At 71.7% G+C, this 16,999-nt stretch carries 14 protein-coding genes; 7 read left to right on the forward strand and 7 right to left on the reverse strand.

Annotated elements, in window-relative coordinates; genetic code table 11:
- Positions 1-10: 10 nt before the first annotated feature.
- The 7 genes from F8568_RS06105 (at position 11) to F8568_RS06135 (ending at position 8,716) form a co-directional block, all read left to right on the forward strand.
- Positions 11-1,648: a glycoside hydrolase family 13 protein gene (locus F8568_RS06105; RefSeq protein WP_151592319.1), complete on the forward strand. Its 1,638-nt coding sequence runs from the start codon at positions 11-13 to the stop codon at positions 1,646-1,648.
- Between the two features lie 10 nt (positions 1,649-1,658).
- Positions 1,659-2,705 (forward strand): LacI family DNA-binding transcriptional regulator, encoded by a 1,047-nt coding sequence (locus F8568_RS06110; RefSeq protein ID WP_151592321.1) that lies wholly within the window; start codon positions 1,659-1,661, stop codon positions 2,703-2,705.
- A 142-nt stretch (positions 2,706-2,847) separates the two neighbouring features.
- Entirely contained in the window at positions 2,848-4,149 is a 1,302-nt protein-coding gene (locus F8568_RS06115) for an ABC transporter substrate-binding protein (RefSeq protein ID WP_151592323.1), read from the forward strand.
- A gap of 105 nt (positions 4,150-4,254) precedes the next feature.
- Entirely contained in the window at positions 4,255-5,241 is a 987-nt protein-coding gene (locus tag F8568_RS06120) for a carbohydrate ABC transporter permease (RefSeq protein ID WP_151592325.1), read from the forward strand.
- On the forward strand, positions 5,238-6,131 hold the full coding sequence (locus F8568_RS06125; protein WP_328600743.1) for a carbohydrate ABC transporter permease: 894 nt from the start codon (positions 5,238-5,240) through the stop codon (positions 6,129-6,131). Before F8568_RS06120 ends, F8568_RS06125 begins: the two co-directional genes overlap by 4 nt.
- A 5-nt stretch (positions 6,132-6,136) precedes the next feature.
- Positions 6,137-7,570, forward strand: coding sequence for a GH1 family beta-glucosidase (locus F8568_RS06130; RefSeq protein WP_151592762.1), 1,434 nt, complete (start codon positions 6,137-6,139; stop codon positions 7,568-7,570).
- A gap of 135 nt (positions 7,571-7,705) precedes the next feature.
- The gene (locus F8568_RS06135) at positions 7,706-8,716 is read left to right on the forward strand and encodes a LacI family DNA-binding transcriptional regulator (protein ID WP_151543316.1); all 1,011 of its coding nucleotides are present in this window, start codon (positions 7,706-7,708) and stop codon (positions 8,714-8,716) included.
- Positions 8,717-8,757: 41 nt separating this feature from the next.
- Here the strand turns inward: F8568_RS06135 and F8568_RS06140 are convergent, their stop codons facing one another.
- Genes F8568_RS06140 through F8568_RS06170 form a run of 7 tightly spaced genes read right to left on the reverse strand, consistent with a single transcriptional unit; the run spans position 8,758 to position 16,913 of the window.
- A complete protein-coding gene (locus F8568_RS06140; protein ID WP_151592327.1) occupies positions 8,758-9,009 on the reverse strand; it encodes a carbohydrate-binding protein in 252 nt (83 codons plus the stop codon).
- A gap of 55 nt (positions 9,010-9,064) precedes the next feature.
- A complete protein-coding gene (locus F8568_RS06145) occupies positions 9,065-10,099 on the reverse strand; it encodes a LacI family DNA-binding transcriptional regulator (protein ID WP_151592329.1) in 1,035 nt (344 codons plus the stop codon).
- Positions 10,096-11,469 carry a GH1 family beta-glucosidase gene (locus tag F8568_RS06150; protein WP_151592331.1) on the reverse strand — a complete coding sequence of 458 codons (1,374 nt, stop codon included), beginning with the start codon at positions 11,467-11,469 and terminating at the stop codon, positions 10,096-10,098. Before F8568_RS06150 ends, F8568_RS06145 begins: the two co-directional genes overlap by 4 nt.
- On the reverse strand, positions 11,469-13,760 hold the full coding sequence (gene yicI / locus F8568_RS06155) for an alpha-xylosidase (protein ID WP_151592333.1): 2,292 nt from the start codon (positions 13,758-13,760) through the stop codon (positions 11,469-11,471). Before yicI ends, F8568_RS06150 begins: the two co-directional genes overlap by 1 nt.
- Positions 13,757-14,653 carry a carbohydrate ABC transporter permease gene (locus tag F8568_RS06160; RefSeq protein ID WP_236008469.1) on the reverse strand — a complete coding sequence of 299 codons (897 nt, stop codon included), beginning with the start codon at positions 14,651-14,653 and terminating at the stop codon, positions 13,757-13,759. Before F8568_RS06160 ends, yicI begins: the two co-directional genes overlap by 4 nt.
- Positions 14,650-15,630 (reverse strand): carbohydrate ABC transporter permease, encoded by a 981-nt coding sequence (locus F8568_RS06165; RefSeq protein WP_151592335.1) that lies wholly within the window; start codon positions 15,628-15,630, stop codon positions 14,650-14,652. The genes F8568_RS06160 and F8568_RS06165 overlap by 4 nt, the downstream gene beginning before the upstream one ends.
- Entirely contained in the window at positions 15,627-16,913 is a 1,287-nt protein-coding gene (locus tag F8568_RS06170) for an ABC transporter substrate-binding protein (RefSeq protein WP_151592336.1), read from the reverse strand. Before F8568_RS06170 ends, F8568_RS06165 begins: the two co-directional genes overlap by 4 nt.
- Between the last annotated feature and the right edge of the window lie 86 nt (positions 16,914-16,999).

Raw genomic sequence — 16,999 nt, forward strand, 5'->3', positions numbered from 1 at the left:
AAGGACGTTCATGACGCAGGACACCCTCGCCGTCCCCGCGCCGGGCTCTCCCACCGGGGAACCCGCCCGCTGGTGGCGCGACGCCGTCATCTACCAGGTGTACGTGCGCAGCTTCGCCGACTCGGACGGGGACGGCGTCGGCGACCTGCCGGGCATCCGGTCCCGGCTGCCGTACCTGGCCTCGCTCGGCGTGGACGCGCTGTGGCTGACCCCGTTCTACGTCTCGCCGATGGCCGACTTCGGCTACGACGTCGCCGACTACCGCGACGTCGACCCGCTGTTCGGCACGCTCGACGACGCCCGCGGCCTGATCACCGACGCGCACGACCGCGGCCTGCGGATCATCGTCGACGTCGTGCCGAACCACACCTCCGACCGGCACGCCTGGTTCCGCGCGGCGCTCGCCGCCGCGCCCGGCTCGCCGGAGCGCGCCCGCTACGTCTTCCGCGACGGCCGCGGCCCCGGCGGTGCCGAGCCGCCCAACGACTGGGAGTCGGTGTTCGGCGGCCCCGCCTGGACGCGGGTGCCGGACGGGCAGTGGTACCTGCACCTGTTCGCCGCCGAGCAGCCCGACCTGGACTGGGAGAACCCCGAGGTCCGCGCCGAGTTCACCGGCATCCTGCGGTTCTGGCTCGACCTCGGCGTGGACGGGTTCCGGGTCGACGTCGCGCACGGCATGGCCAAGGCGCCCGGGCTGCCCGACGTCGGGCACCCGAACCAGGTCGAGATGCTCGGCACTGACGTCCTGCCGTACTTCGACCAGGACGCGGTCCACGGCATCCACCGCGAGTGGCGCCGCGTCCTGGACGGCTACGGCGGGCAGCGGATCGCGGTGGCGGAGGCGTGGGCGCCGACCCCCGAGCGGCTCGCGCTCTACACCCGCCCGGACGAGCTGCACCAGGCGTTCAACTTCCACTACCTGACCGCGCCGTGGGACGCGGCCGGGATGCGGGCGGTGGTCGAGGAGTCGCTGCGCACCGCGGGCGCGGTCGGCGCGCCCGCGACCTGGGTGCTGTCGAACCACGACGTGAAGCGGCACGTGACCCGCTACGGCGGCGGCGCCACCGGCCTGCGGCGCGCCCGCGCGGCGGCGCTGCTGACGCTCGCGCTGCCCGGCTCGGCGTACGTCTACCAGGGCGAGGAGCTGGGCCTTCCCGAGGTGCTCGACCTGCCGGAGGAGTTCCAGCAGGATCCGCAGCGGCTGCGCGGCGAGGGCCAGGGCCGCGACGGCTGCCGGGTGCCGCTGCCGTGGGAGGGCGAGGAGCCGCCGTTCGGCTTCGGCGCCGGCGGCTCGTCGTGGCTGCCGATCCCGACGTCCTGGCGCGACCTGACCGTCGCGGCGCAGAGCGAGGACCCCGGTTCGATGCTCGCGCTGTACCGGGCGGCGCTGCGCCTGCGCCGCGAGCATCCCGCGCTCGGCGACGGCCCGCTCCGCTGGCTGGACGGCCCCGAGGGCACGCTGTCGTTCGTCCGCGAGGACCCGGCGACCGGGCGCGCGTGCGCCTGCGTCGTGAACATGGGCGACCGCCCCGTCCGCGTCCCCGCCGAGGGCGGCCCGCTGCTCGCCAGCGGACCGGTCCACATCGACGGCGGCACGGCCGAGCTGCCGCCCGACACCGCGCTGTGGCAGAGCCGTGAAGAGGGATAATTTGAGGCCTATGACGACACGCCTGGCGGACATCGCCGCGCACGCCGGGGTGAGCGAGGCGACCGTGAGCCGGGTCCTGAACGGCAAGCCGGGCGTGTCGCCGTCCACCCGCCAGGCGGTGCTGACCGCGCTGGACGTGCTCGGCTACGAGCGGCCGGCCCGGCTGCGCCAGCGGCGGGCCGGGCTGATCGGGCTGATCATCCCGGAGCTGACCAACCCGATCTTCCCGGCGTTCGCCGAGGTCATCGAGAGCGCGCTGGCCCGGCACGGGTACATGGCGGTGCTGTGCTCGCAGGCGCCGGGCGGCATCGCCGAGGACGACTACATCGAGATGCTGCTGGAGCGCGGGGTCGCCGGGATCATCTTCGTCAACGGGCTGCACGCCAACGCGCGCTCGGACCGGGCCCGGTACGTCCGGCTGATCGAGCAGGCGCTGCCGGTCGTGCTGGTGAACGGGTACCGGCCCGACATCGACGCGCCGTTCATCTCCAATGACGACGTCGCGTCGCTGGAGGCGATCGTCGCGCATCTGGCCGCAATGGGCCACCGCCGGATCGGGCTGGCGATCGGGCAGGACGTGTACGTGCCGACGCGGCGCAAGACCGAGGGGTTCCGGCGGGCGATGGCGGCGCACACCGGGCTGCCGGCCGCCGAGGTCGACGAGCTGGTCGTCAACACGATGTACACGGTCGAGGGCGGGCAGGCGGCGGCGGCGAAGCTGCTGGACGCCGGGTGCACGGCGATCTGCGGCGGCAACGACATCATGGCGCTCGGCGCGATCCGCGCGGCCCGGGCGCGCGGCCTGCGGGTGCCCGAGGACGTGTCGGTGACCGGCATGGACGACTCGCTGCTGACCGCCTACCTCGACCCGCCGCTGACGACGATCCGGCAGGCCGTGCGGGAGATGTCGATGGCGGCGGTGAGCACGGTGCTGGACGAGATCCGGGGCGCGCGGTCGCCCCGGACGGAGATGCTGTTCCGTCCGGAACTGGTGGTGCGGCGGTCCACGGCGCCGGTCCCGGCGGGCCGGCGGCTGTCCACGGTACCGGAGGGCTGAGCCGGGTCCCGGCCGGGTCCCGGCCGGTCTGTCCGAGTTGTAACGGTTGTGTTGCGGCGGATTGACAGTGAGGCGGCTCACGGTCTTTCCTTCGTGGGAGCGCTCCCACGCAATGGAAGACACAACCTGAGAGGGGTCCGCCATGAGGGCCATCATGCGGCGCGGACTGGGTACGGCGATGGCGGTCCTGCTCGCCGGCGGTCTCGCGGCCGCCTGCGGCGGGGACGACAAGAAGGACTCGGACTCGGGGCCGGTGACGCTCACCGTCGACGTGTTCGGCGAGGTCGGCTACGACCAGCTGTACAAGCAGTACGAGCAGTCCCACCCCGGCGTGACCATCAAGCAGCGCAAGGTCTCCGACCTGGACACCTACAAGCCGCGCATCCAGCAGTGGATGGCCACGGGCAGCGGCGCCGGCGACGTGGTGATGCTGGAGGAGGGCATCCTCCCGCTCTACATGCAGCAGCGGACCAAGTTCCTCAACCTGTTCGACTACGGCGGCAAGGCCCTGCAGGACAAGTTCCTGCCCTGGAAGTGGCAGATGGGCATCAGCCCCGACGGCAAGCAGCTCGTCGGGCTCGGCACCGACGTGGGCCCCCTCGCCATGTGCTACCGCAAGGACCTGTTCAAGAAGGCCGGCCTGCCCACCGAGCGCGACGAGGTCGGCAGGCTCTGGCCGACGTGGGACGCGTTCCTGCAGACCGGGCAGAAGTTCCAGCAGAAGGTGTCCGGCCCCAAGTGGCTCGACGGCCCGACCGGGCTCTTCCGCGCCACCGTCCTGCAGAACGCCGGCGCCGGCCCCGGCTACAGCTTCTTCGACAAGGACGACAAGTTCGTCTTCGACACCAACCCGGCGGTGAAGCAGGCGTTCGACACCGCGCTGAAGTTCGAGCAGAACAAGCTCACCGCCGACACGTCGATCTTCACGCCGCCGTGGCAGACCGGCCTGAAGCGCGACACGTTCGCGACCGTGCCCTGCCCGTCCTGGATGCTCGGCGGCATCGAGCAGTTCTCCGGCGCGTCCGGCAAGGGCAAGTGGGACGTGGCCACCACGCCGGGCGGCTCGGGCTACTGGGGCGGCTCGTGGCTCGCCGTCCCCAAGCAGACCAAGCACCCGAAGCAGGCCGCCGCGCTCGCCGAGTTCCTGACCTCCCCGCAGGGCCAGATCGGCGCGTACAAGGCCGCCAACACCTTCCCGTCGTCGCCCCAGGCGGAGCAGGACCCGGCCGTCGCCGGCTCCACCAGCGCGTACTTCAACGACGCGCCCGCCGGCAAGATCTTCGGTTCCCTCGTCGCCGCGGTGAAGCCGGTCCACCTCGGCCCGAAGAACGAGGACGTCCGGGCGGCCGTGGAGAACGTGCTGATCTCGGTCGGCCAGGGCAAGGTCAAGCCGGACGAGGCCTGGTCCAAGGCCGTCGACGCGGCCAAGAAGGCCGCCAGGTAGCCGCCTCCCGCCGCGGCGGCGGCGCCGTGCCCCACCTCCCCGTACGGCGCCGCCGCCGTTCCCTTCCCCCGCTCAGTCCCGTCCTCGGAAAGGAGGCGCCAGGCCATGGCCACCGAACTGCGCCCCAGCCGGAACGGCCCCCAACACCCCCCGGCGAAGGCTCCTCCGGCGGCCCGCCGCTCCCTGCGGTCCCGGCTGACCCGGCTCGACGTGAAGGGCGCGCCGTACGCCTTCATCTCGCCGTTCTACCTCATCTTCGCGATCTTCGGCGCGTTCCCGCTGGTCTACACGCTGTGGGTGTCGCTGCACGACTGGGGGCTCGCCTCGGGCACCCGCAAGTGGGTCGGCTTCGACAACTACAAGTACCTGTGGAGCGACGCGGACTTCTGGCACGCGACGGTCAATACGGTCGCCATCTTCGTGCTGTCGACCGTGCCGCAGCTGCTGATCGCGCTGTTCATCGCCAACGCGCTCAACCGGCGGATGCGGATGCCGACCCTGTTCCGGATCGGCATGGTCGCGCCGCTGATCACCTCGACCGCCGCCGTCGCGATCGTGTTCACCGAGATGTTCGACCACGACTGGGGCATGATCAACTGGGCGCTCGGGCTGGTGGGCGTCGACCCGATCGCCTGGAGCACCAGCCGCGGCTGGTCCTGGGTGGCGATCGCCACCATGGTCGACTGGCGCTGGACGGGCTACAACGCGCTCATCTACCTCGCCGCGATGCAGGCGATCCCGAAGGACCTGTACGAGGCCGCCGCGATCGACGGCGCGTCCCGGATCCGGCAGTTCTGGCAGATCACCGTGCCGATGCTGCGCCCGACGATCATCTTCACCACGATCATCGCGACCATCGGCGGGCTGCAGCTGTTCACCGAGCCGGTCCTGTTCAGCGTGGGGACGCCCAACAAGATGGACGGCGGCCCGCTGCACCAGTTCCAGACGCTGACGATGTACATGTACGACAACGCCTTCGGCCATGACCGGTACGGCTACGGCGCCACGGTCGCGTGGGCCCTGTTCCTGATGATCATCCTGTTCTCGCTGATCAACTTCCTGTTCGTGCGGCGCACGGGAGGCACCAAGTGACCACGCTCCTGGCCGGCCCCGGCGACGCCCGGCACGCCCGCGACCAGCGCCCGGGCCGGCTGCGCGGGCTGTGGAACGCCAGCCCGCTGACCTACCTCACCCTGATCGTCGCGCTCGCCCTGTCGGTCTTCCCGATCTACTGGATGATCGCGGTGGCGACCCGCACCAACGACGTCGTCGCCGACGTCCCGCCGCCGCTGCTGCCCGGCGGGCACGGCGGCACCAACGTGCGCCGGCTGTTCGACAACCCCGACGCCTACTTCGCCAAGGGCCTGCTGAACTCCGCGATCGTCTCGGCGTGCGTGACCGTCTCCACCGTGTTCTTCGCCTCGCTGGCCGGCTTCGCGTTCGCCAAGCTGCGCTTCCGCGGCAAGAACGCGCTGCTGGTGACGATCATCGGGACGATGATGATCCCGGTGCAGATGGGCATCATCCCGCTCTACATGATCATGGTGAAGCTGGGCTGGCAGAACCACCTGCAGGCGGTGATCGTCCCGTTCCTCGTCACCGGGTTCGGCGTGTTCATGATGCGGCAGTACGCCGACCAGGCCGTCCCCGACGAGCTGATCGAGGCGGCCCGCGTGGACGGCTGCACGACGTTCGGCATCTACTGGCGCGTCGTGCTGCCCGCGCTGCGCCCCGCCGCGGGCGTCCTCGGCCTGTTCACGTTCATGCAGTCCTGGAACGACTTCATGTGGCCGCTGGCGACGCTCAGCCCCGAGAACCCCACGGTGCAGCTGTCGATCAACAACCTGGCGAACGCCTACTTCAACGACTACACGCTCATGTTCGCCGGAACCACCGTGGCGGTCCTGCCGCTGCTCGTGGTGTTCATCGTGTTCGGCCGCCAGATCATCGGCGGAATCATGGAAGGTGCAGTGAAGGCGTGACCTCTCTGGAATCCAGCGCCGTTCAGGACGACGCCGGCGCCCGCGACGCCGGCCCGCGGTTCCCCACCGGGTTCCGGTGGGGCGCCGCCACGGCCGCCTACCAGATCGAGGGGGCCGCCGCCGAGGACGGCCGCGGCCCGTCGGTCTGGGACACCTTCGCGCGCACCCCGGGCAAGGTCCTCGGCGGCGACACAGGGGACGTCGCCGTGGACCACTACCACCGGTACCCCGAGGACGTCGCGCTGATGCGGGAGCTCGGGCTGTCCGCCTACCGGTTCTCGGTCTCCTGGTCCCGGGTGCAGCCGGCCGGGGCCGGGGCCGCCAACGAGCGGGGGCTCGACTTCTACCGGCGCCTCGTCGACGAGCTGCTGGAGGCGGGGATCGAGCCCTGGCCGACGCTCTACCACTGGGACCTGCCGCAGCCGCTGGAGGACGCGGGCGGCTGGCCCGAGCGGGAGACCGCGTACCGGTTCGCCGACTACGCGGTGCTCGTGCACGAGGCCGTCGGCGACCGGGTGAAGCACTGGACGACGGTGAACGAGCCGTGGTGCGCGGCGTTCCTCGGGTACGCGTCGGGGGACCACGCGCCGGGCCGCCTCGACCCGGCCGGGTCGCTGCTGGCGGCGCACCACCTGATGCTGGCGCACGGCCTGGCGGTGCAGGCGCTGCGGGCCCGCCGCCCGGACGAGCTGTTCGGCGCGGCCGTCAACCTGTACGCGGTCTCCCCCGCGACCGACGACCCCGCCGACGTGGACGCGGCGCGCCGCATCGACGGCCTGCAGAACCGGCTGTTCCTCGATCCGCTGCTGCTCGGCCGCTACCCCGAGGACGTCCTCGCCGACACGGCCCGGCACGGGTTCGAGCCCGACGCCGCGGACCTCGCCGTCATCAACCAGCCGATCGACCAGCTCGGCATCAACTACTACACGCGGCACACGGTCGCGGGGACCCCCGGGGAGGCGGCGCAGACGGCGTCGGGGCCGTTCGCCGTGCACTCGCCGTGGGTGGGCAGCGAGCACGTCCGGTTCGTCCCGGCGGGCCGGCCGACGACCGGGATGGGCTGGGAGATCGACGAGGGCGGGCTGCACGAGGTGCTGACCCGGGTGCACCGCGAGTACCCGGCCGTCCCGCTGTACATCACCGAGAACGGCGCGGGCTACGACGAGGTGCCGGACGGCGATGGCACGGTCCACGACGCGGGGCGCATCGCCTACATCGACGCGCACCTGCGCGCGTGCCACGCCGCCATCGCCGACGGCGTCCCGCTGGCGGGCTATTTCACATGGTCGCTGCTGGATAATTTCGAGTGGGCCTGGGGCTACTCCAAGCGCTTCGGGCTGGTCCACGTGGACTACGCGACGCAGCGCCGGACGCCGAAGGACAGCGCGCGCTGGTACTCGGAGGTGATCCGGCGGGGCGGCCTGCCGGGGGCCGGCTGACGCGTCGCCGGATACCCCCCCCGGCCGGGCGGGACCGCCCGGCCGGCCGGGCCGGCGCCCCGGTGGCCGCCGGCCCGGCGGGACGGCGGCGACGCCGCAGGAACGACGACGCCGCAGGAACGACGGAGGGGCCTGATGACGCAGAGGGGCACGCGCCCGACCCTGGAGGAGGTCGCGGCGCGCGCCGGGGTCGGCCGCGGCACGGTGTCCCGGGTGGTCAACGGGTCGCCGCGGGTCAGCGAGCGGGCCCGGCAGGCGGTGCTGAAGGCGATCGACGAGCTCGGGTACGTGCCCAACCGGGCGGCCCGCACGCTGGTCACCCGGCGCACCGACACGGTGGCGCTGGTGGTCGCCGAGTCCGACCAGCGGCTGTTCGGCGAGCCGTACTTCGCCGGGATCATCCGCGGGATCAGCAACGGCCTCGGCGACACCGGCCTGCAGTTGCTGCTCGCCCTCGCCCGCTCCCCCGCCGAGTACGCGCGCCTGGAGCACTACCTGACCACCCAGCACGTGGACGGGGTGCTGCTGACCTCGCTGCACGCCGAGGACCCGCTGCCCGCCAAGCTGGAGGCCAACGGGGTGCCGACGGTGCTCGGCGGCCGGCCGCCGGGGCTGTCGCCGGTCAGCTACGTCGACGTCGACAACCGGCTCGGCGCGCGCGAGGCCGTCGGGCACCTCATCGCCGGGGGGCGGCGCCGCATCGCGACGATCGCCGGCCCGCAGGACATGGGGGTGGGCATCGACCGGCTCGCCGGCTACCGGGAGGCGCTCGGCGAGGCGGGGCTGCCGGAGTACGTCGCGTTCGGCGACTTCGGCGAGGCCACCGGCATCGCCGCCGCCGAGCGGCTGCTCGCGGGCGAGCCCGCGGTGGACGCGGTGTTCGCCGCGAGCGACCCGATGGCGCTCGGCACGCTGCGGGTGCTGCGCCGGCTCGGCCGCCGCGTCCCCGACGACGTCGCGGTGATCGGTTTCGACGACTCGGCCGCCGCGCCGCTGGCCGACCCGCCGCTGAGCAGCGTGCACCAGTCGCCGGAGGAGATGGGCGTGGCGATGGCGCGGCTGCTGGTGTCCCGGATCCGCGGCGAGGCCGTCGCCGACCCGGTGGTCATCATGCGCCCGCACCTGGTGCTGCGCGAGTCGGCCTAGCCCGGCGGCCCGGCGGCGCGGCGCCCTGTCATGAGCCCCGCCTATGATCGCTCATGACATCCCCGGACCCAGAGGGCCGACCTGCGGGCGGCGGCCCCGTCCCGGCCGGACCGGGACGGGGCCGTGGACGTCACCGGCCGAGTGAGGGCGGACAGGCGGGCCTCGCCGGTGAAGACCAAGTAGAGGTCGTGGCGGCCGGTGGCGTGCAGGGCGGCCGTCACGTCCTTGTAGGCGTACCTGTCGCCGGTGGACGGGACGGTGAGGGTCGCGTGGGTGTCGAAGCGCTTCGACAACCGGGCCGCGCGGGCCCGGACGCATGCCTCCTTCGGGTCCGGCGGGGCGGGACGGTCAGCGCGGCGCCGGGGCGGAACTCGCGCGCGGGGTCAGGGCCGGCGGCAGCAGCGTCGCGGCCGGGACGGACTCGCCGCCGAGCTTGCCCATCAGCAGCTCGACGGCGCGCGCGCCGACCTCCTGGGCGGGGATCGCGACGCCCGACAGCGGCGGCTCGGCGTGCTCGGCCATCTCGTCCGGGCAGATCGCGACGACCGACACGTCCTGCGGGACGGCGCGCCCGTTCGCGCGCAGCGCCCGCACGACCGTGTCCGCGACCGGCTCGTTGTGCACGAGGATCCCCGACAGCCCGGGACGCTCGGCGAGCAGCCGGGCGACCAGCGCGCGGGCCGCCTCCGGCGTCGCCTCGCACGGGTGGACGCCGCCGGACAGGCCGTGCTCGCGGACGGCCGCGCCGAACCCGTCCGCGACCCGCTGCGCGAACCCGGTCCGCCGCGCGTACACCTCGGGCGGCGAGCCGATCAGCGCGACCTCGCGGTGACCGAGCCCGGCCAGGTGCTCCACGCAGACCGCGCCGGCCGCGTGGAAGTCCAGGTCGATGCAGGTCAGGTCGCCGGCGTCGGCGGGGAAGCCGATGAGCACGCTCGGCCGGTCGAGGGAGCGCAGGAGCGGCAGCCGCGGGTCCTCCATCTGGACGTCCATGACGATCAGCGCGTCCACGAGCGCGCTGCCGGCGACGCGGCTCAGGCCGTCCTCGCCCTCCTCCTGCGTCAGCAGCAGCACGTCGTGGTCGTGCCGCCGCGCGGCGGTCACCACCGACATGGCGAACTGCATCACGACGGGCACCGCGATGCCCGAGCGGAGCGGGATCATCAGCGCGAGGACGTTGGAGCGGCTGCTCGCCAGCGCGCGGGCGCCGGCGTGCGGGCGGTAGCCGAGCTCGCGGATGCTGTCGCGGACCCGCTGCCGGGTCTCCTCGGAGATCGTCCGCTTGCCGCTCAGCACGTAGGACACCGTGCTCGGGGACACCCCGGCGTGCCGGGCCACGTCGGTGATCTTGACCACGGACCGTCCCGCCGTCGAGCGGTTCATCGCGCGTCCGATCCCGGCGGCGTGCGGATCGCGTCGCGGTACCAGAACGCGCTGTCCTTCCAGGTGCGCTCGCCCGTCGGATAGTCGACGTGGATCAGCCCGAAGCGCCGGTCGTAGCCGTAGGCCCACTCGAAGTTGTCGAGCAGCGACCAGGCGAAGTACCCGCGCAGGTCGACGCCCCCGTCGACGGCGCGCCCGGCCGCGGCGATGTGGTCGCGCAGGTAGCCGATGCGGCGGTCGTCGCGGACGCGGCCGTCCACCACCTCGTCGTCGAACGCGGCGCCGTTCTCGGTGACCATCAGCGGCACGTCCGGGTACTCGCGGTGCAGCCGCAGCAGCAGCTCCTCCAACCCGGACGGGTCGATCGGCCAGCCCATCGCCGTGTACGGGCCGGGCTGCTTCACGAACTCCAGGCCCTCGCAGCCGACGAACGGGGTCGCGGCGCCCTGCTTGTGGCCGTCGTCGTTCTCGCGCGGCGACGTCCCGTCCCACACGCGGACGAGCGTCGGCGAGTAGTAGTTGACGCCGAGGACGTCGAGCGGCGCCGCGATGACGTCGGCGTCGCCGTCGCGGACGAACCCCCAGTCGGTGACGGCGGCGGTGTCGGCGAGCAGGTCGGCGGGGTAGCCGCGCCCGAGCATCGGGTCGAGGAAGATCCGGTTGGCGACCGCGTCGGCCCGCCGGACGGCCTCGGCGTCGCCGCGCAGGTGGTGCAGGTTGAGGGTGACCGAGTGCCGCGCGGACGGCGGCACGACCCCGCGCAGCGCCCGGACGGCCAGGCCGTGCGCGAGGTTGAGGTGGTGCGCGGCGGCGAGCGCGTCCGCCGGGTCGGTGCGGCCCGGCGCGTGCACGCCGGCGGCGTAGCCGAGGAACGCCGAGCACCACGGCTCGTTCAGGGTCGTCCACGTCTCGACGCGGTCGCCGAGGACGCGGCCGACGCGTTCGGCGTAGTCGGCGAAGCGGCGGGCGGTGTCGCGCTCCGGCCAGCCGCCCGCGTCCTCCAACTCCTGCGGAAGGTCCCAGTGGTAGAGGGTCGCGACGGGCGAGATGCCGTGGTCGAGGAGCTCGTCGACGAGCCGGGAGTAGAAGTCGAAGCCCTTCTGGTTCGGCTTCCCCTCCGGCAGGACACGCGACCACGAAATGGAGAACCGGTAGGCGCCGAGTCCGAGCCGCGCCATGGACGCGACGTCCTCTTTCCAGCGGTGGTAATGGTCGGTGGCGACGTCGCCGGTGTCGCCGTTCAGCACCTTTCCCGGCGTGCGGCTGAAGGTGTCCCAGATGGAGGGCGTGCGGCCGTCCTCGTCCGCGGCACCCTCGATCTGGTAGGACGCGGTCGCCGCGCCCCACAGGAAACCCTCGGGAAAGCCCATCAGTTCTCCTCTTCCAGGGTGATGGCGAGTTCGCCGCCGGCCGCTTTCACCAGGACCCCCTGCGGATGGCCGGACGCCTCGCCTCCCTCCACCGCCGCGACGCGCGCGTTCACCAGGAGGACGTTCCAGGAGCCCGCGCCGGTCATCCGCAGCGTCGCACCATCGCGCACCGTGGTGAAGGACGTTTCGCCGATCTGCGTGAGGACGTTCATCCCGTCGTACGGTTCGTAGACGCGCAACGTCACCCCGTCGGCGTGGTCATAGTCGGGACGGTCGTCCACCGAGCCCTCGGGAATGACCGCGCCGGGACGGGCCAGCAGCGGCACGCTGCCGAATCCGTGCCGTTCCTTCACCCACCGGCCGCCGTGCACGCGCTCACCGGTGAGGAAATGCGTCCACACGCCGTCCGGGACGTAGTAGGAGACGTCGCCGCCGGCCGAGAACACGGGCGCGACGAGCAGGTCGTCGCCGAGCATGTACTGGCGTTCCAGGTGCGTGCAGGCCGGGTCGTCGGGGAATTGCAGGATCATCGCCCGCATCATCGGCAGGCCCTCGCCGTACGCCTGCCGCGCCGCCCCCGAAAGGTAGGGCATCAGCCGCATCTTCAGTTTCGTGAAGTCGCGCAGGACGTCCACCGACTCCTCGTCGAACAGCCACGGCACCCGGTAGGAATGGCTTCCGTGCAGCCGGCTGTGCGAGGACAGCAACCCGAACGCGATCCACCGCTTGAACAGCGCCGGATCGGGCGTCCCCTCGAACCCGCCTATGTCGTGGCTCCAGTAGCCGAACCCCGACAGGCCGAGGGAGAGGCCGCCGCGAAGGCTCTCCCCCATCGCCTCGAACGTCGATTCGCAGTCGCCGCCCCAGTGCACCGGGAACCGCTGCCCGCCGGTCGTCGCGGACCGGGCGAACACCACCGCCTCGCCCTCGCCGCGCTTCTTGCGCAGCAGCTCGAAGACGGTCTGGTTGTAGAGGTAGGTGTAGTAGTTGTGCGCGCGTTCCGGGTCGGAGCCGTCGTGGTAGACGACGTCGGTCGGGATCCGCTCGCCGAAGTCGGTCTTGAAGCAGTCCACGCCCATGTCCATGAGCGCCTCCAACTTCGCCGAGTACCATTCCCGGGCCTCGGGATTGGTGAAGTCGACCACCGCGAGGCCGGGCTGCCACTTGTCCCACTGCCACACGCCGCCGTCCGCCCTGGTCAGCAGGTAGCCGCGGGCGCGCCCCTCCGCGAACAGCGGCGAGCGCTGCCCGATATAGGGGTTGATCCACACGCAGATCCGCAGGCCGCGCTCCTTGAGCCGGCGCAGCATCCCGGCCGGGTCCGGGAACACGCGCGGGTCCCATTCGAAGTCGCACCACTGGAACTCGCGCATCCAGAAGCAGTCGAAATGGAACACGCTCAGCGGCAGGTCCCGCTCCGCCATCCCGTCGATGAACGAGGAGACGGTCGCCTCGTCGTAGTCGGTGGTGAACGAGGTCGACAGCCACAGCCCGAACGACCAGTCCGGCAGCCGCGCCGGCCGCCCGGTCAGCGCCGTGTACTTGCGCAGGATCTCCCGCGGCGACGGCCCGTAGATGACGAAGTACCGCATCGACTGGCCCGCGACGCTGAACTGCGTCCGCGCGACGGCCTCGGACGCGACCTCGAACGACACGTGCCCGGGGTGGTCGACGAAGACGCCGTATCCCGCGTTCGTCAGGAAGAACGGCACGTTCTTGTACGCCTGCTCGCTGGCGGTGCCGCCGTCGGCGTTCCAGATGTCGACGGACTGGCCGTTCTTCACCAGCGGCCCGAACCGTTCCCCGAGCCCGTACACGAAATGGTCGACGCCGAGGTCGAGCTGCTCGCGCACGTAATGCCCGCCGTCGTCGGTGTCGATGACGGCCGTCGACTTCGGCGCCGTGCCGGTCAGCCGCCGGCCGTCCGCGAGGAAGTCGACGCCCCATTCCCCGCCGCGCTTCACCCGCACGGTCAGCGCGCCGGACGTCAGTTCCACGGCGTCGTCGCCGACGCGCACGTCGCCGGTCGGTGCCGCGGCGAGCTCGAATTCCGGGCCGCGCCGCCTCTCCCCCGCGAAATGGGTGATGGTGACGCCGATGACGTCCGGCATGGGCGACGCGCAGTCGATCGTCACCACCGGCCCCTTGAGCAGGTCGCCCCGGTGCCGAATCCGCTGGACGGGCGCCTGCACCGAGAACGAGCCCGGCCCTTCCGCGACGTCGAGGACCTCCACCGGATGGACGGCGTGCACACCCTCGCGCATCATCCAGTAGCCGTCACTGAACTTCATTTGATGGCTCCTGCGGTGAGTCCGCGCGACAGGGTGCGCTGGAAGATGAGGAAGAACACGACGGTCGGGAGGAGGCCGAGGAGCGCGGCGGCGCTGGACATGGTGGCGTCCATGAGGCGCTGTCCCTGCAGCACGCCGAGCGCGACGGAGACCGTCTGGTTCTCGTTGGAGATGAGGAAGACCAGGGGGATGAGGAACTCGTTCCACGTCCACACGAAGAAGAAGACGAGCAGCACGCTCAGCGTCGGCCGGACGACCGGGACGACCACCCGCCACAGGATCTGCCAGCGGTTCGCGCCGTCGATGCGGGCGGCCTCCAGCAGCGGGCGCGGGAACGCCGACATCACCGAGGACAGCAGGTAGGTGCCGAACGCGCTCTGCACCACCGTGAACACGATGATCACGCTGAGCCGGGTGTCGTAGATCCCGAACCGCTTCGCCAGGTAGTACAGCGGGTAGACGAGCGCCTCCTGCGGCAGCGTGTTCGCCAGCAGCAGCAGCGCGAGCAGCCAGATGCGGCCCTTGATGCGGCCGATGCCGAGCGCGTAGGCGTTGAACACCGACACCAGGACGGCCAGCACCGCGACCGAGCCGCTGATCAGCGCGCTGTTGAGCAGCACGTGCCCGAAGTCGACGCGGTCCCAGAAGTCGCTGATGGCGTCGGAGTTGAAGCCGGACGGCGGCGCGAGCGGCCCCTTGGAGGTGTACTCCTCCGGCGTCTTCAGCGCGTTGAACACCACGACCAGGAACGGGATCAGCATGACCCCGGCCAGCGCCGCCAGCGCGACGAACACCGCGTAGGCGGACGGGCCGCGGCGGCGCCCGCGGCGTGTCCGGGCGCCGCTCCGCCGGCCGCGCGCCGGCGCGCCCGGCTTGGTCATCGTCACGGTCATCGCTCCTCCCCCAGGTCACGTCCTTGCAGCCGCAGGAAGACGACGGTGAGCGCGATGATGACGAGCGTCAGCACGGTCGCGATCGCCGAGCCGTAGCCGACGTCGGACTTCTCGAAGAAGTTGACGTAGGAGTAGTACGACGGGACGTTCGTGGCGCCGCCCGGCCCGCCCTTCGTCAGCACGAAGATCTGCGGGAACGCCTTGAGCGCCGCGATCGTCGTCCACAGCAGCACGACGAAGATCTCCGGGCGGATCTGCGGGACCGTGATGTGCCAGAACCGCCGCGCCCACGTCGCGCCGTCGATCTCGGCCGCCTCGTACAGCGACGGGTCGACGCGCTGCAGCCCCGACATGAACACCACCAGCGGGAACCCGATCTGCATCCACACCATGACGCCGAGGACGGACCACAGCGCGGTGGCCGGGTCGCCGAGCCAGTCGTGCGCGAGCGAGCCGAGCCCGACGTCCTTCAGCAGCGTGTTCACCGCGCCGTTCTCCGGCGCGAGCAGCCAGCTCCACACGACGCCGGCGATGACGACCGGCAGCACCTGCGGCAGGTACAGGCAGGCGCGCAGGACCGAGGCGGCGCGCGGCCCGAAGTGCCGGCCGATCAGGTCGGTGAGGGCCGCCGCGAGCACCAGCCCGATCGCGGTCGGGACGATCGCCATGCCGACGATGACCAGGACGTTGTGCCGGAACGAGGCCCAGAACTCCCCGTCCTTCGCCAGCTCCCGGTAGTTGCCGAGGCCGGCCCAGGACGGGCTGCCGACGCCGGACCAGTCGGTGAAGCTCGTCCCGACGTTCATCAGGAACGGCACGCCGATGACGGCGGCGAACAGCAGCAGCCCGGGGACCAGGTACGGCAGGTAGGCGAGCTGCTCGCGCGCCCTCCCCCGGCCGTCCGGGCGGGACGCGGCGCCGGTGGCGGCGCCGGTGGCGGCGCCGCGTCCCTTCCGGGCGCGGTGGTGCGTCGTCACTTCGGCAGGCCGTCGTCGTAGGTCTTCTGGAGCGCGCCGAGCGCGTCGCCGGGCGCGGTGCCGTTCATGATCTTCTGGGTCTGCGCGACCCAGGCGTCGTAGAAGCCGGAGACCGGCCAGTCCGGGTAGTAGGCGAGCTGGTTGTTCTGCGCCAGCGTGGTGAAGTCGTCGGTGAGCTTCTTGACCTTCGGGTCGGTGATCGCCGAGGCGTCGGCCGCGACGGGGATGCCGCCGAGGTCGCCGAGCATGTTCTGCACCTTCTTCTTCATCGTGATGTCGATGAAGTCGTAGGCGAGGTCCTTGTTCTTGGAACCCTTCGGGACGACCCACAGGTTGCCGCTGGAGCCGAGCGTCATCTTCGCGCCGGGCCAGACGGACGTCTCCCAGTCGAACTTGGCCGCCTTGGCGACCCGCCCGTACCACCAGGACCCGGAGAACATCATCGGGAACTTGCCGCTCATGAAGGCGACGCCCGCGTCCTCGGCCTTCCGGCTCACCGAGTTCTTGGCGATGTAGCCCTTCTTCACCCAGTCGGCGAAGGTGGCGGCGCCGTAGGTCCAGGCGGCGTCCTTGAAGTCCGGCTTGGCGGTGTAGCGCTGGTAGGCGTCGACCCAGGAGCGGTCGGGCGCCTTGTCGAGGGCGAGCTGGTAGACGAACTGCTGCGCCATGTACTCGGCGCCGGCGTTGGTCAGCGGTGTGACGCCCTTGGCGACGAACTTGTCCATCGCGGCGGTCAGTTCGGCGAACGTCGTCGGGATCTGGACGCCGTTCTTCTTGAACAGGTCCTTGTTGTAGTAGACCTGCAGGTACTCGCCGTAGTTGGGGACGCCGTACCACTTGTCGCCGCCCATGGTGCCCTTGGCGTCGTACTTGGCGGTGACCTGGACGCCCGGGCTGATCAGCTTGTCCCAGCCGCGCTCGGTGACCTCCGGGGTGAGGTCCTGGAGGAGGCCCTGCTTGGAGAGCATCCCGGCGGTCGCGTTGCCCTTGTTGTACTCCAGGACGTCGGGGGCGTCCTTGGAGTTGAGGACCATCGGCGCCGTCTTCTGGATCTGCTCGAAGCCCTTCTCCTCGAACTTCACCTTCACGCCGGGGTGGGCGGCCTCGAACTCCTTGATCGCCTCGTTCCACGCCGCGCCCATGGCGCTGTCGGGGGCCTCGTAGTGCCAGAGCTTGAGCACCTTGCCGTCGGAGCCGCCGCCGTCGCCGCCGCAGGCGGACAGCGACAGGGCCGCGGCGGCGAGGGCGGCGAGCAGCGCCGCGCTCCTGCCTGCCTTGAACATGGGGGATCCTTCGGGGGTGGGACCCGGGGGTCGGATCGATGGGGGGAGTCGATGCGGGGTGTCGAAGCGCTTCGATTGACGGGGAT

It is taken from the genome of Actinomadura physcomitrii (assembly GCF_008923205.2).
In the GTDB taxonomy this organism is placed as follows: domain Bacteria; phylum Actinomycetota; class Actinomycetes; order Streptosporangiales; family Streptosporangiaceae; genus Spirillospora; species Spirillospora physcomitrii.